Origin of the sequence: [Limnothrix rosea] IAM M-220 (genome assembly GCF_001904615.1) — a bacterium.
Lineage (GTDB): Bacteria > Cyanobacteriota > Cyanobacteriia > Cyanobacteriales > MRBY01 > MRBY01.
Genome location: NZ_MRBY01000028.1, coordinates 11,335 through 33,084, shown reverse-complemented (window position 1 = coordinate 33,084; position 21,750 = coordinate 11,335). Strand labels below are relative to the sequence as shown.

The 21,750-nt window shown below is 46.4% G+C and carries 16 protein-coding genes; 12 read left to right on the top strand and 4 right to left on the bottom strand.

Annotation, left to right across the window (positions count from 1 at the left end; genetic code table 11):
• Positions 1 to 28 precede the first annotated feature (28 nt).
• Positions 29 to 1,693: a D-Ala-D-Ala carboxypeptidase family metallohydrolase gene (locus tag NIES208_RS11755; protein WP_075892965.1), complete on the bottom strand. Its 1,665-nt coding sequence runs from the start codon at positions 1,691 to 1,693 to the stop codon at positions 29 to 31.
• Between the two features lie 261 nt (positions 1,694 to 1,954).
• Between NIES208_RS11755 and speA the strand changes: the two genes are divergently transcribed.
• Positions 1,955 to 3,889, top strand: a complete 1,935-nt coding sequence (speA, locus tag NIES208_RS11750; RefSeq protein ID WP_075892963.1) for a biosynthetic arginine decarboxylase — start codon at positions 1,955 to 1,957, stop codon at positions 3,887 to 3,889.
• A 570-nt stretch (positions 3,890 to 4,459) separates the two neighbouring features.
• Here the strand turns inward: speA and NIES208_RS11745 are convergent.
• From NIES208_RS11745 to NIES208_RS11735, 3 genes are all read right to left on the bottom strand, one after another.
• Positions 4,460 to 5,587, bottom strand: a complete 1,128-nt coding sequence (locus NIES208_RS11745; protein ID WP_075892961.1) for a CO2 hydration protein — start codon at positions 5,585 to 5,587, stop codon at positions 4,460 to 4,462.
• 62 nt (positions 5,588 to 5,649) lie between these two features.
• Positions 5,650 to 7,131 carry an NADH-quinone oxidoreductase subunit M gene (locus NIES208_RS11740; RefSeq protein ID WP_075892959.1) on the bottom strand — a complete coding sequence of 494 codons (1,482 nt, stop codon included), beginning with the start codon at positions 7,129 to 7,131 and terminating at the stop codon, positions 5,650 to 5,652.
• Between the two features lie 50 nt (positions 7,132 to 7,181).
• The gene (locus NIES208_RS11735; RefSeq protein ID WP_075892957.1) at positions 7,182 to 9,080 is read right to left on the bottom strand and encodes an NAD(P)H-quinone oxidoreductase subunit F; all 1,899 of its coding nucleotides are present in this window, start codon (positions 9,078 to 9,080) and stop codon (positions 7,182 to 7,184) included.
• 352 nt (positions 9,081 to 9,432) lie between these two features.
• Between NIES208_RS11735 and NIES208_RS11730 the strand changes: the two genes are divergently transcribed.
• The 11 genes from NIES208_RS11730 to NIES208_RS11680 all read left to right on the top strand — a co-directional run bounded on the left by NIES208_RS11730 (position 9,433) and on the right by NIES208_RS11680 (position 21,701).
• A complete protein-coding gene (locus tag NIES208_RS11730) occupies positions 9,433 to 11,133 on the top strand; it encodes a SulP family inorganic anion transporter (RefSeq protein ID WP_075892955.1) in 1,701 nt (566 codons plus the stop codon).
• A gap of 373 nt (positions 11,134 to 11,506) precedes the next feature.
• Positions 11,507 to 11,818 carry a carbon dioxide-concentrating mechanism protein CcmK gene (locus tag NIES208_RS11725; RefSeq protein WP_075892953.1) on the top strand — a complete coding sequence of 104 codons (312 nt, stop codon included), beginning with the start codon at positions 11,507 to 11,509 and terminating at the stop codon, positions 11,816 to 11,818.
• A 139-nt stretch (positions 11,819 to 11,957) separates the two neighbouring features.
• Positions 11,958 to 12,296: a carbon dioxide-concentrating mechanism protein CcmK gene (locus tag NIES208_RS11720; RefSeq protein WP_012307413.1), complete on the top strand. Its 339-nt coding sequence runs from the start codon at positions 11,958 to 11,960 to the stop codon at positions 12,294 to 12,296.
• 36 nt (positions 12,297 to 12,332) lie between these two features.
• On the top strand, positions 12,333 to 12,641 hold the full coding sequence (locus NIES208_RS11715; protein ID WP_075892951.1) for a beta-carboxysome shell vertex protein CcmL: 309 nt from the start codon (positions 12,333 to 12,335) through the stop codon (positions 12,639 to 12,641).
• Positions 12,642 to 12,778: 137 nt separating this feature from the next.
• The gene (locus NIES208_RS11710) at positions 12,779 to 14,761 is read left to right on the top strand and encodes a beta-carboxysome scaffolding protein CcmM (protein ID WP_075892949.1); all 1,983 of its coding nucleotides are present in this window, start codon (positions 12,779 to 12,781) and stop codon (positions 14,759 to 14,761) included.
• A gap of 93 nt (positions 14,762 to 14,854) precedes the next feature.
• A complete protein-coding gene (locus NIES208_RS11705; protein WP_084176613.1) occupies positions 14,855 to 15,517 on the top strand; it encodes a beta-carboxysome scaffolding protein CcmN in 663 nt (220 codons plus the stop codon).
• A 481-nt stretch (positions 15,518 to 15,998) separates the two neighbouring features.
• Entirely contained in the window at positions 15,999 to 17,414 is a 1,416-nt protein-coding gene (locus NIES208_RS11700; protein ID WP_075892947.1) for a form I ribulose bisphosphate carboxylase large subunit, read from the top strand.
• 68 nt (positions 17,415 to 17,482) lie between these two features.
• Positions 17,483 to 17,884, top strand: coding sequence for a RuBisCO chaperone RbcX (gene rcbX, locus NIES208_RS11695; RefSeq protein ID WP_075892945.1), 402 nt, complete (start codon positions 17,483 to 17,485; stop codon positions 17,882 to 17,884).
• Between the two features lie 30 nt (positions 17,885 to 17,914).
• Positions 17,915 to 18,250 carry a ribulose bisphosphate carboxylase small subunit gene (locus NIES208_RS11690; protein WP_075892943.1) on the top strand — a complete coding sequence of 112 codons (336 nt, stop codon included), beginning with the start codon at positions 17,915 to 17,917 and terminating at the stop codon, positions 18,248 to 18,250.
• Between the two features lie 157 nt (positions 18,251 to 18,407).
• Positions 18,408 to 18,962, top strand: a complete 555-nt coding sequence (locus NIES208_RS11685) for a peroxiredoxin (RefSeq protein ID WP_075892941.1) — start codon at positions 18,408 to 18,410, stop codon at positions 18,960 to 18,962.
• A gap of 39 nt (positions 18,963 to 19,001) precedes the next feature.
• On the top strand, positions 19,002 to 21,701 hold the full coding sequence (locus NIES208_RS11680; RefSeq protein ID WP_075892939.1) for a CBS domain-containing protein: 2,700 nt from the start codon (positions 19,002 to 19,004) through the stop codon (positions 21,699 to 21,701).
• The last annotated feature ends 49 nt before the right edge of the window (positions 21,702 to 21,750 follow it).

Genomic DNA, 21,750 nt, shown 5'->3' with positions numbered 1-21,750 from the left:
AGGGATGTATCTCGATGCCTTGACGGGGCTAATTTCGCCAACGGGCGCGGTAGGGACGGGCATCGATATGGCCGAGGTTTGGGAAACTGCGATAACGGCCAAGACCACCCGGCCACCAAGGATCGAGGGTCCAGTAAATTTGATTACCGGATAGGCCGCTCACCACGAAATCGATGGCATCACCGACAATGTGACGACTGCGGCTTGCACCACCGACAGCACGGTTAATGGCTGGGGGACGATACCAACTGGTCACAATCATCGGACGACCAAGGCGATCGCGGGCCTGTTGAGCCAGTCTGGCAATGCGGATTATGGCATCTACCGTTGCTTGACTCGTGGGCAATCGTTTACCGCCGTGGGTTGCTTCTAGCCATGTAAAGCTGCCATTGGGGATAATCGATAGACTCAGGTTCGAGCGCACAGTGGCCGGTGTCCAGCGGCTCGGTCGCTTGGGGACAACGACGGTAATTGGCTGGACTGGTTCAACGGTTTTCTTTGGCTCTACAACAATTTGTTTCAGGTCTTCGGTCAAACTGGCGATCGCCTGTTCCCGACTGGGCAGTCCCCGCCACAGTTGCACCGCTCGAATGAGGGCATCCCGTTGGTGCTCCTCATCTTGGTAGGCATTAGGAACACGCTTGATAAACGACACTAGCTCTTGATCAATCTTTTTTGCGAGTTCGCGCATCGCATCGACACTGCCACTGGCGGCTTGGAGTTGTGCAGGCTCAACGCCGAGACTAGACAAAACACTTTGGCGTGAGTTGAGTTGTCGCCACAGCCGTAGTGCCTCGGTCAGAGAATTACGCTGACTACCTTTGCCGACATAATATTGCGACGCATTTTTGACAAACCGCATAATTGCTGGGTCGAGAACTTCTAGATCCTCAGCACTGACATCCGCCTTATCCAAGGCCTGAATCGTAGTTTCACGGGATTCCATTTGCCGCCACAGCTGCACAAACCGAATTAGCGCTTCCCGCTGGTGGGGAAATCCGCCGTAGTTGGGCGAAACCCGTTTAATAAAATGCGTCAGCAGGAGATCTAGTTCAGTTTCATCAATGGTGTCTGCATTTAAATCGGTACCTTGGACTAAGGATTCAATGACCGCATCGTGGCTATCAAGCTTCCGCCATATTCGCACTGTTTCGAGCATACTTTCCCGCTGGTGGGGCAGTCCTTTGTAATATTGGCCGACCCGTTCGACAAATTGCACGAGGGCTTGGTCAAGACGGCTTAAATTTTTCGGTAAATCTGCACCGTCGTAATCGGTTTGAATATCGTTAATGTAGGCTTTTTTTAGGGCTTCATAGTCGCTGGGTTCAAGGCGACCAATGTCTTTTTCTGTTGATTTGGGAATGTAGCCCTTGGCGATGTATTGGAGAAATTTGTCGCTGTAGCGCCCTTGCTCTGTATCCCAGAGATCAGTGCCTCCCCAACCTTGTTCAATGAGGTTGTCGGTAAGGGCTCGAATGGTATTGGCGGCGTATTGAGTCTGTTCGGCAAAGGTATCGAGCTTGAGGGGAATGACTTGGTTGGCCGGGGTGATGCCCAAACCTGTGTTGCCATCGATTAGTTGTGGGGTGCGGTGCACTGCATATAATGCGGCAAGGATAGGTTTGTGGATGCCGACTCGTGCTGCCTCGACTAGATAATCGTAGTTTCTTTGCTCTGGATTGAGTTGACTCATGGGAGATGGAGCGATAGGGCGTTTTTTCGAGAAATTGACGTATTGCTAGTGAATATCGTCTTGGATTGATTTTAACTCAGATTTTGATGGCTCACGGATCCTTGTCTTGCTTCGTAAACCTTTGGGAAATGGGTAAGAATAGTTGTTCTATTTGGCGATCGCCTTGTTCTGAATCAGGTAGTGCTGAGATAGTAAAAGTCTCCTTTTGTTTAATGGCCTCTGTTTGAGGACAAGTTTTCGGCAAATTTTTAGCTAAAAATTATGGATGTGTCTTTTTTCTCGTCTAGTGGGCATGGCAATCGGTGGACAGTGGCAGATAGTGCAAAGCTTTATCAAATTAGTGGGTGGGGCGAACCATATTTTAGTATCAATGGCCAAGGCCATGTGCAGGTGTCGCCGACGGGGGCTTCGGCTCAGTCTGTCGATCTATTTGAGCTAGTGACTTCCCTAAAGGCTCAAGGGATTCAAATGCCTTGTTTAATAAGGTTTCCGGATATTTTACGCGATCGCCTTGTTCGTTTAAATGAGTGTTTTGCGACGGCGATCGCCCGGTATGGCTACCAGGGCAACTATCGCGGTGTATACCCAATTAAGTGCAATCAACATCGCCCCATTGTTGAAGCTTTATTAGATGCGGGCAAGCCCTACGATTTTGGTTTGGAGGTGGGGTCAAAACCGGAACTGATGATTGGGATCGCCATGTTAGAGCCGTCGTCGAATGGCGAAGCTTTACTAATTTGTAATGGCTATAAAGACCGCGAATATATTGAAACAGCGCTACTGGCAACTCAGTTAGGACACCGCGCGATTATCGTAATCGAACAGCCTAAAGAATTAACCCAAACCCTTACAGCCAGCCATCAATTAGGCATTAAACCCAACCTTGGGATGCGGGCAAAATTATCCAGTCAAGGCATTGGTCGCTGGGGCAGCTCTTCCGGCGATCGCGCCAAATTTGGCCTAACTGTGCCGCAAATGTTGGAGATTGTCGAAACCTTGCGCGAGGAAGACTTATTAGATTGTTTGCAATTGTTGCACTACCACAGCGGCTCGCAACTATCGTCCATTGGTGTGGTCAAAGCCGCCATTCGTGAAGCGTCTCAAATTTATGCTGAATTAGTTCTGCTCGGAGCCAAGGTGAAATATCTCGATGTTGGCGGTGGGCTGGCCGTGGACTACAGCGGCTCGAAAAATAATGTGCCCGCGTCGAAAAATTACAACATGCAAAACTACGCCAACGATATTGTGGCGACAGTACAGGATGCTTGCCTTGAAAAAAATGTGCCTGCGCCAACCCTTGTGAGCGAAAGTGGTCGGGCGATCGCCTCCCATCAAGGAGTACTCATTTTCGACATCCTCAACAGTAGCGAAGTAACAGCAACAGTCCCTCCTCTCCCAGCCCAGCGAGAACCCCTAGTTTTACGAAGTTTACGCGAAACCTACGCCACCATTTCTCCCGACAATTACCAAGAGACTTACCACGATGCTGTGCAATTTAAAGAAGAAGCCATTAGCCTTTTCAATCTCGGCTATCTCAGTCTCGGCGATCGCGCCAATGCCGAGCAATTGTATTGGTCTTGTTGCGCCAAAATTTTTAACATTATGCAAACCGTCTCAAGCATTCCAGAGGACTTGCAAGAACTACGGCAAAATATGGCGACTATCTATTACGCTAACCTGTCAATTTTTCAGTCCGTTCCTGATAGCTGGGCAATTAATCAACTTTTTCCCATTATGCCCATCCATCGCCTTGATCAAGAGCCTACAAAACGAGGTGTGATTGCAGATTTAACTTGTGATAGTGACGGGCGGTTCAATCAATTTATTGATACAAAAAAAGAAGCTAAAAATCTTTTAGAGCTTCATTCTCTAACCGCAGAACCCTATTATCTTGGTGTGTTTCTCATGGGAGCCTATCAAGATATTATGGGCAACTTTCATAATCTTTTTGGCCGTACGAATATAGTGCATCTTCACTTTTCTGGGGATGGTTACACCCTAGATGAGGGGATTCAGGGAAACTCCATTGAACAGATGTTGACTCAAGTACAATATGCTCCGTCTGAGTTGGTCACAAAAATCCAGAAACATATTGATTCTGGGTGTTTACAGGGAAACATTAGCCCGGAGCAGGCAAGACTTTTAATGAGTCATTACAAGGGAAATTTAGGGCACTACACCTATTTAGAACGGTAAACTCCAGAGACCTTTAGCCTTTAATAACGTCAGTTCGGGTTAAGAATTCAACCTGAATGCCTCTGAGAAACGGGAGACATAGGGAGGGGGAGAAACGGAGAATCAATCGAAATTCACATTTTTTGATACCTGTGGTTGTTGGTTGGCATAAAAAATCCCCCTTCACTCACTCTCCCCTTCACCGCATCGTCATTCCAAACTTTTCTTAAACCGAACTCAGGTTTTAATAGACATTTTTTTCTTGTAAAGTATCGAATTCTTGGGCTTTTTTTTCTAATGATTGGAGCGTGTTTTTTCGGGATAAATTATTTTTATCTTTACTAAAAGATTTGTTCTATCTTTGGGGCGATCGCCTCCACACCCAGCAAAACAAAGGAGACCAGCACAATCATTAGAATATTTATCCATGGCAAGCTTGACACTCAATCAAAAGATAAACAAAAATGCCTAGGGCAAAATTAAGTTTTCTCAGGAAATAGCGTAAGTAAAAGATAATATATTTTATCTAAAATTTCCTCGCAGCTTGTGATGCTATCGATTTAGGTTATAAATCTTTCTTGAATAGGGATTCTAGTGATTAACCGCGTGAATTTGAGACGTTAACAAACGATCCATCCAAGACTCAAAGAAAGCGCGATTTTCCTGCTGTTTTTCAAGGGTGTCTGGATTCAGACCGTTGGGCACAAGACCAATTAGTGTAGCGCTGGTGACGCAAAACATAGATTTCTGAAATGTTTGGCAAATCTTGACGCGGATATCTTGCTCGCTGCGCCCTGTTTCCATGTAGTAATTGTGCAGATAATCGGGTAAAAAATGCCGCATATCTTGCATAAGCAGGGTAGGAGGAATACCAGAGCCGCCAATGGGCAAAGGATCAGCGTAGAGAGCGCCGTAGGTAAAGGTTGATTGTTCGGGGGAAATTTGACGGGCTTGGGCGTTGTAGGAAATGATGCCCGGAAAGGGTGTGCCCCGAAAAAAAATGGCTTCAACGTAGGGCACGCCTGTATCTATAAGGAATGTGATACCCGCCGACTCTGGAATTAGGTCAAATTTTTCGCCGCCAATCTCAACGCTGTAGGTGATAGGCTTTGCCGCGTCAGCCACCAACCCCGCAAGGATATGATTCGTCACGTCTGAAGTAGATTTGATTTCACCTGCATCGTAGCGATCGCTCAAGCTTAGGAACATATCGCTCATGACTCGCCAAAATTGCCCTAGCCCGGTGTAGTAGGCCATCACACGGGTTTGTTCAAGAAGAAAATCGGGAAAGAGTTTATTTAAACCCAACATCACCGGATTATTTTGCCACCGTGCGGCGATCGCCTTTTTGGCGGCGGCCTCAAACTCTGGCGAATCGACGTAGGCATCCAAACCGCCACCACCATGCCAAAACATGGATTTCATGCAGTATTCAGCATATTCATAATTAATGCGGTTATGCCACCAAAATTGACCTAATTTTTTTACATTAATATCGCCATTAAAATATTTAAAAAATGGAAAAAGCTTTAAAAACTGATGTTTTGCAATGTAGTTCAAATTATTGGAGTAGGCATCGAGAACGATGCCATAACTTTTCAGAATGCCGATAACTTCCATCACATTTTGATCAGAGTTATCTAACATGGGCAATCCTTGTTCGAGGCGATGAATATAGGCGGCGAGGGGATGGCGAGAAGGTTCTAAAGCGGTAACCATAGCAAAGGGTTTTAAAACGGATTTTGATCGATGGAGGCTGGCTGCGAAAATTTTGGAAGATTTTATTTTAAGGAAATCTCAGTGGCGATCGCCGGGGTAACTAAAGCCGCTGTATCCGCTTCGCTCCATCGAATCATCCACTGGGGTTGAAGGCCGAAGACAAACAGTAAAAGCACGAGAATCACAGCCGGAAACTGATCAGCCCAACTCACTGGTGCCATTTCCGCCAGCTCTGGGGTGAGGCGACCGAAGAAAACTTTATTGATCATTAGTAGAAAATAAACGGCGGTCAAACCGGTGCCGACCAGACAAAGTAGCGTTGGCATGGGATAAACAGCCAAGCTACCGCGAAAAATTAAAAATTCTGCCACAAAGCCGGCCATACCCGGTAGGCCTGCACTAGCCATTACCCCTAGGATCATTAAGCTGCCTGTAAGTGGTAGACCCCGTTCGGGATTTAATAATCCGCGCAGATAATCCACATCGCGACTATTGGTTTTTTTATAAACAATGCCCACTAGCAAAAAGAGCAAACCTGAAATTAAACCGTGGCTAATCATCTGAATTTCAGCGGCGGCAAGACTGAGGGGGGTTGCAGCGGCGGCGGCTAACAAAATAAAGGCCATATGGGCAATGGAGGAGTAGGCTACTACTTTTTTCATGTCCTTTTGGGCGATGGCGCAGGAGGCACCGTATAAAGCACTCACCGATGCCCAAATGGCCAACCATGGTGCACAGACAGCCCAGGCATCGGGGAACAGACCAATCCCGAATTTTAAAAGGCCGTAGGTGCCGAGTTTGAGTAAAACACCCGCCAAAATAACGGAGACTGGTGTGGAGGCTTCGACATGGGCATCGGGTAACCAAGTGTGGAAGGGAAAAAATGGAATTTTAATGCCAAAGCCGATAATAATCGCTCCCAACAAAATGAGCTGTGTACCCATTGGCAACATATTGTTTTGGAGGGCGGCGTAGGCGAAGGTATTGCTGTTGCTGAGGAAGGTCAGACCGAGGAATGCTGCGAGTAATAAAATGCCTGAAACGGCGGTGTAGAGTAAAAATTTGATGGCTGCGTAGCCGCGACGTTGCCCGCCCCAAATGGCAATCATGAAGTAGAGGGGAATAATTTCGAGTTCGTAGAAGAAGAAAAATAAAAGAACATCTTGGGCGAGAAAAGCTCCATTAACGCTGGCTTGCAGAAATAAAAATAGGGCGTAGTAAAACCGGGAACGATGAATATTTTTATCGCTAATCCACAGGGCAACAAGGGTCAGCAGGCTATTGAGCGCAATGAGGGGCAATGACAAACCATCTATGGCAATATCGTAGTTGAGGCCAAGCCACTCTACCCATGTGATGTGCTCAGTGAACTGTAACCCAGCGATCGCCACATCATAGTTTAAGACCACCCAAATATTCCAGCTAAACACCACAGCGGCGATCGCCAACGCGATTCTACGGGATAGGAGGCTATTTTCCGTTTGGGGGACTATGGCAACGATTAACGCGCCCAACAATGGCAACCAAATTAAGGTGCTGAGCATACTTTCCTCCGACAGTCATAAATCATCAAAAGACAGGGGGGCGATCGCCCCTAAGCTAAACGTTCCGACCAAAAATCAACAATCATTGTCCACTGACCCGTGGCCATAAACCACACCAACGTCAAACCAATGCCGATCACAATAGTCAAAACATAAAACTGCGACTGACCAGAAACGTTATATTTCAAAGCACTACCACTAAAAAGCGTCGCTAACCCCGTCAAATTTACGAAGCCATCAACAACATAGCGATCAATCCAAGCCATCAGACGTGACAGTTGCGCCACCGCCCAAACCACCGTGACATCATAAATACGGTCAATGTAAAAGTCATAGGCCAACAAATCCTGGACAAAGCGACGATAGAACTGGGTCGGACGACTCAAAGAGCGCTCAAGGGGCAGCGTTAAACCCAAAACAAACCCGATCGCCCCCCCAGTCACGAGGAGCAACATAGACCCAACGACCGCCACCAGACGATCGACAAAATCTAGCGAAGACCAAGCAAGCAATAACAGTGACCGCTGCAGGATAAAGGGTAGTAAAAGCGTTAATACTGTAGCTGTCACCATGGGCACGGCCATCTGCCATGCCACCTCCGGCGATCGCCTTGTTTTTGCCTGGGGCTGACCGAGAAAGACGAGGCGGAAAATACGAGTGAGATTAAAACTCGAACACAAATTAACCCCGAACAAAATCAACAGCAACCATAAAGGCGTATCCCATAGACCATTGACCCAGCGACCCATAGTCCAAAATGTCCCCAAAGGCAGCAGAGCCACTAAACCAAAAGAACCCACCACAAAAGCTGATGTCGTCGCAGGCATCTTCGACCATAACCCCCCCATTTCCGTCATATTCTGACCATGGGTATTAAAAATAATGCCGCCAATGCTCATAAATAACAGCGCTTTAGCAATCACATGGGTCAGCAGTAACAATAGTGCAATATCCACCCGGTTTAACCCGACCGCCATAAACACCAAACCCATATGGGCACTCGTTGAATGGGATAAAGCACGCTTAATATCAATTTGCGCCAAAGCCACTAGCGAAGCCCCCACAGCTGTAATCGCACCAATAATGATCAAGGCATCAGATGTCACAGGAGTAATGGTGTACACAGGCTGCATTTTGAGCAAGACAAAAGCCCCGGCAGAGACCACGACCGAGTTGCGAATAATACCCGCAGGGTTCGGCCCTTCCATTGCCTCATCAAGCCAAAGATTGAGCGGAAACTGGGCACATTTACCAATGGGACCCGCAATCAAAGCCAAACCAAGCAAACTACATTCCCAAGGCGTTAAGGGGGGATTAGCCGCCCAATCCCCCAACTCACTAAAGGTTAAACCAGTGCCATAGCTTGAGAGGGTCACAATGCCCATTAGCAGCAAAATATCACCCACACGCTTTGTTAAAAAAGCATCCCGCGCCGCGGTTACAACCAGCGGTTGGGCATACCAAAAACCAACTAATAAATAGGTGCAAAGCGTGAGGATTTCCAGCAGACCATAGCTTAACAGGAGAGAATCGCTAATCGCCAAACCTGAAAGGGCGGCTTCGAAAAGACCAAACAGACCATAGAAACGTGCCAGTGACCAATCTTTCTCTAGGTAGCCTAGGGCATACATTTGCGCCATCAGACAAATGCCTGTGACGACGGTCATTGCGCCTAAGTTGACGGGAGAAATTTCAATAACTAGAGAAAGTTGAAGATCTGCTACCTGAAGCCATTCAATGGCTAGTTGTCGCGCCGGACTGTCCACTAGTTCTCGAAATGCCCAGAGCCCATGGATAAAGCCAGTCAAGGTCATTAATAGGTTAATGTATGTGGCTGGACGCGGGCCTGTACGACGAATTATGCCGAGAGACCATGGGAGTGTTAAGAGCGAGCCGAGGACACCGTAGATCGGCACGAGCCAAACGTTCTGTAGCAGAATCTCACTCATTAGTTACTTCAATTCCAACAAAGTGCGGTTCCCGTTTACTTGATAAGCATGACGGAAATCATTGCGCAGATATTTTAAGTGAGTTTTATCGATCCTTTACTCATTCCTAAAAGTCTCTACACATTTGTGCGATCTATGGAAATCATCACTTTGTCAAATCTTGTACCAATAATCGAGCAAGCTCAGTGACCATCGCTAGACTCAGGCTATGGCAGTGGCATTGGAGCTGCAATAACGCTATTTAAAAGCTTTCATGAGACTCGTGTGGTGAAAGGTTTAAGGAAATTTGTGTGGGTTATTTGGGGTTCTGGTGAGGTGCTGACTGTTTTGATTTTTAAGCGATCGCCTGCGTATGTTTACACAACTTAAAGTACAACTTCCGCGTTCTTTTACCCTTCGACATTGGCGTGGAGATTTATTCGGTGGCCTGACGGCTGCCATTGTTGCTCTCCCTTTGGCGCTGGCATTTGGTGTGTCTTCGGGGGCTGGGGCGATCGCCGGCTTGTATGGTGCAGTTTGTACGGGATTTTTTGCCGCACTTTTTGGGGGAACTCCCCCCCAAATTTCGGGGCCAACGGGGCCGATGACCGTTGTTATTGCCACTATTTTTGCGGCGGTGGCCAGTAGCGGAGACCCGCAAGCTGGAGTGGCGATCGCCTTTACAGTAATCATGCTCGGCGGCCTTTTTCAGATCGTCCTCGGAGCCCTACGACTTGGCAAATACATTACCCTCATTCCCTACACTGTCATCTCCGGCTTTATGTCAGGCATTGGCATCATCATCATTTTGATTCAAGTCGCACCACTTTTAGGCTTTCCCAGCGATGCCAGTATTATTCACTCCGCCCAGATGATTCCCTACGAGGTTACCCACCCCAAGCTGTTCCCCACTAGCTTGGGTATCCTGACACTGATAATTCTATTTACCTCCCCAGCCCAGGTAAATCGAGTTGTACCATCACCGTTACTCGCCCTCGTGATCTGCACATTGATTTCTACCCAATTTCCACCGGATAGTTTGGCTCGCATTGGAGAAATTCCCAGAGGTCTACCCGAATTTCATCTACCAGTCTTAGCCTTTTCCCAGCTCAAAAATATGTTGGGCTATGGCGTTATCCTCGGAACCCTAGGGGCGATCGACTCACTCCTCACATCCCTAGTTGCCGATAACATTACCCACACTCAACATGACTCTGACCAAGAACTCATCGGACAAGGCATTGGCAACATTGTGTCGGGATTATGTGGCGGTTTACCCGGTGCTGGCGCAACAATGCGCACAGTCATCAATGTGCGTTCCGGCGGTGTAACCTCCCTATCGGGCATGATTCATGCCGTTGTGTTACTGATCGTCATCTTTTGGGCAGCTCCCCTTACCTCCCCCATTCCCCATGCTGTTTTGGCGGGTATCCTCATCAAAGTCGGTATCGATATCATCGATTGGAGCTTCCTCAAACGAGCCCATCGTATTTCCTTAAAAGCAGCCGCTTTAATGTACTGCGTCATGGGCTTAACGGTTTTTGTGGATCTGATCACCGCCGTTGCCGTTGGCGTTTTCATTGCCAACTTGTTGACCGTTAAAAGTCTAACGGACTTGCAAATAGAGCGCCTAGAAGCAATCACCTCCGCTGACAATGCGACTCAACTAAATCCGAGAGAAAAGGAATTACTGCGACGATCCGAAGGACGCATTTTTCTATTTCATCTCAGTGGCCCCATGAGCTTTGGTGCGGCGAAGGGCATCGCCCAGCGCATGGGCATTATCGAGAAATATGATGTGTTAATCCTCGATTTGCTAGAAGTGCCATTAATGGGAGTGACAGCTTCCCTTGCCCTCGAAACCATGATTCGTGAAGCCCATGCCAAAGGTCGCGAAATCTTCCTCGTTGGAGCAAGTGGCAAAGTCAAAAACCGTTTACAACGCCTTGAAGTACTCAAGTTTCTCCCCCCCCGTAACCGTGTAACAAATCGTTTAGATGCCCTAGAGCAGGCGATCGCCTTTATTGAGAATCACCAAACCACACAGCCAAAACCCCAGTCTGCGCACAAATGAATTGAATCAAGATTTCAACAATTGCCGTAGCAAAAATTACTCCCCATCAATTCGCAACAAAAATTGCAACATTAGCTTTACTTAAGAGCGATATTACGAAATATCATTAAACTTTATGTTGTCAAAGCTGCCATAGTTGCTTATGCTTCTTCATAGCTTGCCGATAATAGATGGCCTTAACTGAGAATTTAAGCAAATTCATTGTGTAAAGGTACTCTGTGAACCGTATCTCCTAGGAGTTGCTTTATCGGAACAAGTCTCCAGCTCATCAAAATTTCCTAAGTCTCCACTTAGAAGTAGCAACCGGATGAGTTGTCAGACTTTATTGTTTTAATATCGAAGATTTTAAGCTTGATAAGCGAGGATTTAGTTCATGCCTATTGCCGTTGGAATGATTGAGACCCGTGGTTTCCCCGCCGTTGTGGAAGCCGCCGATGCGATGGTTAAAGCCGCTCGCGTAACATTAGTTGGTTACGAGAAGATTGGTAGTGGCCGCGTTACCGTTATTGTGCGTGGTGACGTTTCTGAAGTACAGGCTTCCGTCTCCGCCGGGATCGAGAATGCTAACCGTGTTAATGGCGGCGAAGTCCTCTCCACTCACATTATTGCCCGTCCCCACGAAAACCTCGAATACGTATTGCCAATTCGCTACACCGAAGAAGTAGAGCAATTCCGAACCTACTAAATCTAAATGAATAATCCCTAGGTTCATCAGTGAAATCCAAAGTTGATTGTTGTCGACTTTCTGATTAGCCTGCAGGTCTGATGTTCATTCCGTAAGAGTTCGACCAAACAAACATTATAAACAAAAGGAACAAGATCTAATGTCTATCGCAGTAGGCATGGTGGAGACCCTTGGTTTCCCCGCAGTAGTAGAAGCAGCGGATGCAATGGTTAAAGCTGCCCGTGTGACCCTCGTGGGTTACGAGAAAATTGGTAGTGGTCGTGTAACGGTGATCGTCCGTGGTGACGTTTCTGAAGTACAAGCTTCAGTAAGTGCTGGTACTGACAACGTTAGTCGCGTCAATGGCGGTCAGGTACTCTCTACTCACATCATTGCTCGTCCCCACGAAAACCTCGAATATGTGCTTCCGATTCGCTATACCGAAGCTGTTGAACAGTTCCGTGAAAGCGTTAATCCTCAACCTCTAAGAAGAGTATAAACACAATAATCTTTATCCCTAGTCGCTGAAAATTGTATGCAAATTGCCAAGGTTCGTGGAACCGTTGTTAGCACGTACAAGGCGGAAACACTCCGCGGTATAAAGTTTATTCTTGTGCAGTTTGTTAATGAGCAAGGTGAACTCGTGCCAAAGTATGAAGTTGCTGGGGATTTAGTTGGTGCTGGGATAAATGAGTGGGTTCTTGTCACGCGTGGTAGTGCTGCCCGCAAAGAAGTTGGCATGGAAGATCGTCCCCTAGACGCAATGGTTGTCGGGATTATCGATACTGTCAACGTTGATAACCGCTCACTTTATAGCAAGAAAGACGCAGATCGCCTTGGTTAATTGGGCTTTTAAGCTTTTTGAGTCATTAAGCAATGGGCGGCACATCTATGTAAATACCTTTTGATAGGTTGAAATAGATAGCTTTGGATGGTTTAGCAGGATAAGCAACTCTTTTTATTGAGAGGAGGAGTAAATACATGGTTGTCCGCAGGAAAGCGGCTCCCCCAACCCCTTGGTCAAAGGATTTGGCTGAACCTAAAATTCATGAGAGTGCCTATGTTCACTCTTTTTCGAATTTGATTGGTGATGTCACTGTTGGAGAAAATGTCCTGATTTCGCCCGGTACTTCAATCCGTGCTGATGAGGGTGCACCGTTTTACATTGGGGCTTCGACGAATATTCAAGATGGTGTTGTTATTCACGGTCTGGATCGTGGTCAAGTCGCTGGTAAGGATGGTAAAAATTATTCCGTCTGGATCGGCGATCGCTCCTGCATTTCCCATATGGCATTAGTCCATGGCCCAGCCTTTGTCGGCAATGACTGCTTTATTGGGTTTCGCTCAACCATCTTTAACGCTAAAGTGGGCGACGGCTGCATTGTAATGATGCATGCTCTTATTCAAGGCGTAGAAATTCCTCCCGGAAAATATATTCCTTCCGGTGCGGTAATCACAAACCAGCAGCAGGTTGAGCAGCTTTCTGATGTGACCTATGCTGATCAAACCTTTATCCAACACATTGTTGAGGCAAACGAGGTTTGTTCAATGGGTTCCCAAGGGAATCAAAGGGACTTTGGCACTGTACCCTTTTCTGGGGAAGCCAATCAGACATCATCCTCCTCTCAAAGCAATAACGGTACTCGCGAAAATCAATCGGTGGAAAAAATGAGTTTAAATGGAGACATTCAAGGACAGGTGCGGGGTTTGGTTTCCCAAGGCTGTACCTTTACGGCAGAACACGCTAACACGCGGCGTTTTAAAACAAAATCTTGGTTAAGTGCCGGTTTCGTTGAAGGACGTAGTGCGGATCAAGTCTTGTCTAATTTGAATAGCGTCATGTCTGAATATGCGGGTGAGTATGTTCAGCTTATTGCTGTTGATCCCAATACAAAGAAACGTGCTGCAGAAATCGTTGTTCAGCGTCCCGGTGACGAAGCGCCCTCTGTAGGTCAGTCTTTTTCTACTGCAACATCTGTATCTACCGCAAGTGGTTCAGTGCAAAAGGTGGATGGTGATGTCAATACTCAGATCCGTTCATTTTTAAGTCAAGGTTGCAGCTTTACGGCAGAACACGCAAATCAACGTCGTTTCAAAACAAAGTCTTGGTTGAGTGCTGGTTTTGTGGAAGGTCATAGTGCTGAACAGGTCATCAGTAACCTAAACGGTGTGATGGCTCAGTTTCCTAATGAATATGTTCAGCTTATTGCGGTTGATCCGAATACCCGTAAGCGAGCTGCAGAAATTATTGTGCAACGCCCCGGTCAAACAACTCAGCTGAGAGCTTCTGGCGGATCTGTTGGTGCTTCCCATGCCCCTCGTAACGGTAGTGTGACTGTTGCTGGTGGTGATGTGCAAACCCAAGTTCGGTCTTTGGCTTCCCAAGGATGTCGCTTTACTGCAGAACATGCTAATCAGCGTCGCTTTAAAACAAAGTCTTGGCTTAGCGCTGGTTTTGTTGAAGGTCGCAGTGGTGAGCAGATTTTGGCAAATATTAATGGAATTGCTGCCGAATATCCCGGTGAGTATGTCCAATTAATTGCTGTTGATCCGAATACTAAACGCCGTGCTGCAGAAATTATTGTGCAACGGCCGGGTGCAAATGCTCCGGTGCAAAGCAGCAGTAATGGCTATACAAGTTCTGTCTCTAGCTCTTCGAACTCCTATGGCAGTTCTAGCAATGGGTTTGGTGCTTCTAGTGCGAGTCTCAGTAGCGATGTTGTCAGTAAGGTGCGTTCATTGCTCAATCAAGGTTATAAAATAGCGACTGAGCATGCTGATAAGCGCCGTTTCCGGACAAAGTCATGGAAGAGTTGCGGTACTATTGATAGCCAACATGAGACTGAAGTTTTACGTCATTTAGAAACTTGTCTCCAAGATCATGCGGGTGAATATGTCCAGTTAATTGGTGTGGATACTGGGGCTCGCCGTCGCGTTCTTGAGACGATTATTCAGAGACCTTAGAACCATCAAGGTTGAGTGGAGAGATAGCCGTTATCTCTCCTTACTTTTTAGATATTTTTCTGTGACTCGCATGATCGCAAATTGGGGATAGTTGTGACTTCTGGAGCGGTTTTCAATTCCGATATTCATATTGCCGGCGATGTCAGAATCGATGACCATGCTGTTATTGCACCGGGGGTTGTGATTTTGGCGGCACCTAACTGTTCTGTGGCGATCGCCCCGGGGGTTTGTCTCGGTATGGGTTGTATTTTACAGGCATCCCAAGGCAATATTGAGATTCATAAAGGAGCAATGATTGGTGCAGGCGTTCTCATTATTGGCAAAGTCACCATTGGCGAAAATAGTTGCGTTGGTTACGGCAGTACTATTTTTCAAACATCTTTAGCCGCAGGCAGTGTACTGCCGCCCAATAGTTTAATTGGTGATACCTCTCGACGAATCAATACAAATTCTACAAAACCTAGAGCCACTTCCCCTCAATCCCCACAACCACAGGCTGTTGATCCGTGGTCAAATGAAACTGCCCAATCCACAGATAAACTTAGTCAAGAGTCAGAAGAGACTGCTACAGCGAATTATCAAGAAAAGACTATTCCGATAAAAACTGAAATCGCAGAAGTTGCGGCTGAATCCACCCCGGAAAAATCAGAAGAAGTTCGAAAAGAACCAGTTGTTGGTCAAGTGTATATCAATCAGCTATTAATGACACTTTTCCCACATAATGTACCTATAAAACCGCCAGATTCATCTTCCTAAATAACTTTTGTTTATTGAGAATCAATGCAGTATTTAAAGTAGTTTTTCGACAATGTATAGAAAGGTAAATAACTCACCCAGTGCATCCAGTGTAAAGGATTAGGAGTATTCGAGGTTTGTTTTTACTGTTGTTGTAAATTGTTATTTTTGATAAATCAATATCTAATTTGAGTTCATTTTCTGATGATTTGAGGAAATGAACTTTGTGTTTTTTTTAAGCTAATAACCAGTCGGAATTTAGCAGCATTAGAATTGCTAATCAGCTTCAGAATCAAAAGCAATCTTTTTTTGCCTGAAAACGTCAAAAATAAGCCGCACCTGTGATAACATATCCCACAGATTAAAGAAAGTCATAAGACTTAGATCTTTGAAGTTTTATTTCGTGTCTTTTGTCACTGAAAAATTTCAAGATTTTAGAGCAAGAATACCTAGAGTATTTGTTTGTTAAAGATAAGCATTTTTACTGCTGGAGGAAAACCGCATGGTTCAGACCAAATCTGCTGGGTTTAAGGCTGGTGTACAGGATTATCGCCTGACATACTACATGCCTGATTACACCCCCAAGGATACCGATTTACTCGCTTGTTTCCGGATGACTCCCCAACCGGGTGTTCCTCCTGAAGAGTGTGCAGCGGCCGTTGCTGCTGAGTCTTCGACTGGTACTTGGACAACTGTATGGACTGATGGTCTTACTGACCTTGATCGTTACAAGGGTCGTTGTTATAACGTTGAGCCTGTACAAGGGGAAGACAATCAATATTTCTGTTTTGTTGCTTATCCTCTCGATTTGTTTGAGGAAGGCTCCATTACTAACGTTCTAACATCCTTGGTTGGTAACGTATTTGGTTTTAAGGCGCTCCGTGCCCTACGCCTAGAGGATATTCGTTTCCCTGTTGCTTTCATTAAGACATGCCCCGGAAACCCCCATGGTATTACTGTAGAGCGCGACCTCCTCAACAAGTATGGTCGTCCTCTTCTCGGTTGTACGATTAAGCCTAAGCTCGGTCTTTCTGCTAAGAACTATGGTCGTGCGGTTTATGAGTGTCTCCGCGGTGGTCTTGATTTCACTAAGGATGATGAGAATATCAACTCTCAGCCTTTTATGCGTTGGCGTGATCGCTTCCTCTTCGTTCAAGAAGCGATTGAGAAGGCACAGGCTGAAACTAATGAAGTTAAGGGTCACTACCTCAACGTAACTGCCGCTACTTGCGAAGAAATGCTTGAGCGTGCTGAGTTTGCTAAAGAAATCGGTACGCCGATTGTCATGCACGACTTCATTACTGGTGGTTTCACGGCAAACACTACCCTTTCTAAGTGGTGTCGTCGTAATGGTCTTCTGTTGCACATCCACCGGGCAATGCACGCTGTAATTGACCGTCAGAAGAACCATGGTATCCACTTCCGTGTTCTTGCTAAGTGTCTCCGTCTTTCTGGTGGTGACCACCTCCACTCTGGTACTGTCGTCGGTAAGCTTGAGGGCGATCGCGCTGGTACTTTAGGTTTCGTTGACCTCATGCGTGAAGACTATGTTGAGGAAGATCGTTCTCGCGGTGTATTTTTCACCCAGGACTATGCTTCTCTCCCCGGTACTATGCCTGTGGCTTCTGGTGGTATCCACGTATGGCATATGCCTGCGCTGGTTGAGATCTTCGGTGATGATTCTTGCCTCCAGTTTGGTGGTGGTACTTTGGGTCACCCTTGGGGTAATGCTCCGGGTGCGACTGCAAACCGTGTTGCGCTTGAGGCTTGTGTTCAAGCTCGTAACGAAGGTCGTAGCTTGGCTCGTGAAGGGAACGATGTTCTCCGTGAAGCTTGTAAGTGGTCTCCTGAGTTGGCAGCTGCTTGTGATCTTTGGAAAGAGATTAAGTTCGAATTCGATACAGTTGACACCCTCTAAGCTCTTGATGAGCATCAGTGGATGGGATTTTTTGTCACAATGATCCTATTCACTGATAGTTAGCTCTCATGGAGTTTAAAGATATTGCCAAAGAGACGGCAAAGGTTCTACGTGATTATTTGACTTATCAGGCGGTTCGCATCATTAGTCAGCAGTTGGGTGAGACCAATCCCGGACAGGCGATTTGGTTAGGAGATTTTTCTAAGCAGCATTCTCTTCAGGACGGCGATCGCTATATTGAAGATATGATGCAAGAGAATAAAGAACTGGTCTTGAGAATTTTGACCGTCAGGGCAAATTTAGCCGGAGAAGTTCTCGATTTCCTACCAGAAATGGTGTCTACTGAAATTCAGCAGTCTAACGCGCAGCACCGCCGTTCTCTACTAGAGCAGTTAACTCGGGTTGATGTATCGTCAACCAATTTGGCTCAAACAGATATTGAGCCAGATATTTCAGAAGATTCTGAGTAATTTTTGACCCAAAAGAGGACATTACAGATAATGAAGACTTTACCTAAGGAAAAGCGTTACGAAACTCTTTCTTACCTTCCACCCCTTAGTGATCAGCAGATTGCTCGCCAAGTTCAACACATGATTGACCAAGGTTTTATTCCTGGTGTTGAGTTTGAGAAAGATCCTGCTCCCGATCTCCACCACTGGACGCTTTGGAAGCTTCCTCTCTTCAGTGCAACTAGTGCTCAAGAGGTTCTTAATGAAGTGCGTGAATGCCGTAGTGAGTATTCTGACTGCTACATTCGTGTTGTTGGCTTCGACAATATTCGTCAGTGCCAAACTGTAAGTTTCATTGTTTACAAGCCTAATCAGACTCGCTACTAAAGAGTTTTCGGTTTCTCTGAGATTGATTTAGTTTGAATCATGCAAAAGTGCGATCGCCGTTTTTGGTGGTCGCATTTTTTATATTGCGTAACCATGGAGTCTAATTCTGAAATTTGTTTTGGAGTAAGTTGAAAATATTTCAATAAAGAATCTTGTGATGAGTGAACTGTCTAAATTACCCCAAGGCTTACCAGAACCTGAAGATGACGGTGCTTGCGATCATTTACTGGATTGCTCATTACCTGAACTGTCTTTGCTTTCGACACAAGGAGCAATGGTCAATATATCTAAGGCGAAGAACTACCTTGTCTTGTACTGCTATCCGATGACCGGTAAGCCCGGTGTTGCGCTACCCCAAGGATGGGATCAGATTCCGGGTGCAAGAGGTTGTACGCCCCAATCTTGTGCTTTCCGAGACCATTATCAGGACTTGACAGCGTTAAGGGCAGAAGTTTACGGCATCAGTACTCAAGCATCGGATGAACAAGTGGAGGCAAAGAAGCGTTTGCATTTGCCTTTCGAATTACTGAGTGATGTCAATCTAGAATTGGCGCAAGCTCTGCAATTACCGATTTTTGAGGTCGATAATAAGTATTTACTCAAACGAGTCACAATTATTGTGAAAAATAATGAGATCGTCAAAGTTTTTTATCCAGTATTTCCACCTAATGCTAATGCTGATGAGGTAATTGCTTGGCTAAAAGCTCAGTGAAATTAAAGTCGTCTAAAAATTTTTGTTATTGAACCCATCATGCAAGTTATTCTCTGTCACCAAACTGTTGATTTTGATGCCCTTGGGGCAGCGGTTGGTTTAGCTTGTTTGCGAGTGGGGGCAAGGGTTGTTTTGACTGGTGGTGCTCATCCGGGGGTAAGGCGTTTTCTGGCGTTGTATCGTGATGAGTTTCCATTGCTGGAAATGCGGAGTGTGCATCCAGAGCAGCTGAAAACGATTATGGTGGTGGACAATCAGCAGCGGCAGAGATTAGGCAAGGCGCAAACGTGGTTTGAGGCGGAGCAGGTTAAGCATATTGAAATTTATGATCACCATGTTGATCAAGAGCGGGATATTCCGGCGACCTATGTGGAAATTGAAGATGTTGGGTCAACAACGACTTTAATTGCGGAAAAGCTTCAGGCACGGGGTATCGAGCTAGATCTCTATACTGCCACGGTGATGGCTTTGGGGATTCATGTGGATACTGGGTCTTTAATGTTTGATCAAACGACGGTACGGGATGCTCAGGCTCTGACTTGGTTGATGGGGCAGGGGGCTGTGGTGAAAATTATTGCGGATTATGGGTCACCGGGTTTTTCAACTCAGGTGCAGTCGCTCTTTGCTGAGGCTATGGGTGGGTTGCAGCGGGATAGTGTTCGAGGGTATCAGGTGGCTCAGGTGTTGTTGCGATCGCCGGATTTTGTGCCGGGTTTGTCGAATATGACGGAACGGATGATGCAGATGACTAATCTCGATGGGTTATTGGTGGGGCATTTTTATCGTCAGACTGAATCTGAAGGCAAGCTGGTTATTATTGGGCGATCGCACATTGTCGGGACAAATTTAAATCAATTGTTTGAACCCTATGGTGGCGGTGGTCATGATCAGGCGGCATCGTTGAGTGTACGGGTTGAGCAACCGGAGGTTGTCTTGGCTAAGGTTTATGGTGAATTTATGGGGCAAATTCCCCAGGCGGTAACGGCACGGGATTTGATGACAGCGCCTGTGCGAACAATTTTGCCGGAAACGTCCATTGAGGAAGCGCAACGGGTGTTATTGCGCTATGGGCATTCGGGCTTGGTGGTGGTGGATGATGCGGAAAAATTGGTGGGGATAATTTCGCGGCGGGATTTGGATTTAGCGTTGCATCATGGATTTCAGCATTCGCCGGTGAAAGGTTATATGAGTCGTAAGGTGCGGACAATTTTACCGACAACGACGCTACGGGATATTGAAACGCTGATGGTTAATTTTGATGTGGGTCGTTTGCCTGTGGTGGAGGGCGATCGCCTGCTGGGGATTGTGACGCGGACAGATGTTTTACGGCAACATCATCAGGAACAACGTCGAGATTTATTGCCATTATCGTCTAGCCATAGGCCTCTACCTTTGACGACAATCCTTGAGGAAAAATTAGATGGGTCGCTGTGGGAATTATTGCAATCGGTGGCGATCGCCGCCCGAAAAAGAGGCTGGCATTTATATCTCGTCGGCGGTGGTGTGCGGGATTTGCTTTTAGCGGAGAACGAGGCAGAATTATTATTGCAAGATGTTGATTTGGTGGTGGATGGTTTTCACGCGGCGGCAGATGTTGGGGCTGGTGTGGAGTTGGCAAATGTCATTAAAGAGCTTTATCCAGAAGCACGGGTTTCGGTACATGGAGAGTTCCAAACAGCGGCGATTTTGTGGAGTCAGGATCCAGTGTTTGGATCATTAGCGATGGATATTGCAACGGCACGAACAGAATTTTATCCTTACCCCGCAGCAAATCCAGAGGTGGAAGCGAGCTCGATTCGTCAGGATTTATATCGACGGGATTTTACGATTAATGCGTTATGTTTGCGTTTAACGGAGCCAGATCCGGGGGAATTACTGGACTTTTTTGGGGGACTAGATGATCTCAAAAAACGTCAAATTCGGGTGCTCCATGCCAATAGTTTTATTGAAGATCCAACGCGCATTTATCGGGCGGTGCGGTTTGCAGTGCGGCTAAATTTTGCTCTCGAGTCCCAGACGGAAGAGTTTATTCGCTACGGAATCGCTTCTGGTATTTACGAAAGGTTGCACCATGAAAAACCCCAAGCGCCCGCTTTAACCACGCGGCTGCGCGCTGAACTGAAATATTTACTGACAGCTCATTACTGGAAACCAGCATTGCGGTTGCTGGATGCTTTGGGAGCATTGCAGTGTATCCATAAAGATTTGGCATTAACGGAAACTGTGTGGTGGCAAGTGCGTTGTGTTGACCGTTGGTTGCGCCATCTGGATCCAGATGAAAACCTTGAACATTGGCGGATACGTTTGGAGGGCTTACTGATTAATTTACCGACGGCGGCGCGTCTTGAAGTGGGCGATCGCCTGCAATTGCCGAAAGATAGTCTCCAGCGATTAGAACAATTCTCGCAGCATCAGGCTAAAATTTTACCCCAGTTAGTCGCCGCCCAAAATCTCAGCGATAAGGTGTTGGCATTAGAGGCGTTAGAGCTGGCCGATATTATTTTATTGGCGGCGATCGCCCCGAAAAAAATTCGCCATGATTTGTGGTGTTATCTACGGCAATGGCAATTTATTAAAGCGCCCCTAGACGGCTCTGATCTCAAAAAACTAGGCTATAAACCGAGTCCACAGTTCCGCGTCATTTTGCAAGATTTACTCAAAAAAACACTGGATGGAGACATCGGCGATCGCCCCACTGCATTGACATACCTAAAAGAAAACTATCCCATTGAAAATTAGCCATAAAAAATCCCATCTCAAATAAATTCAAGACAGGATTTTTGATTTG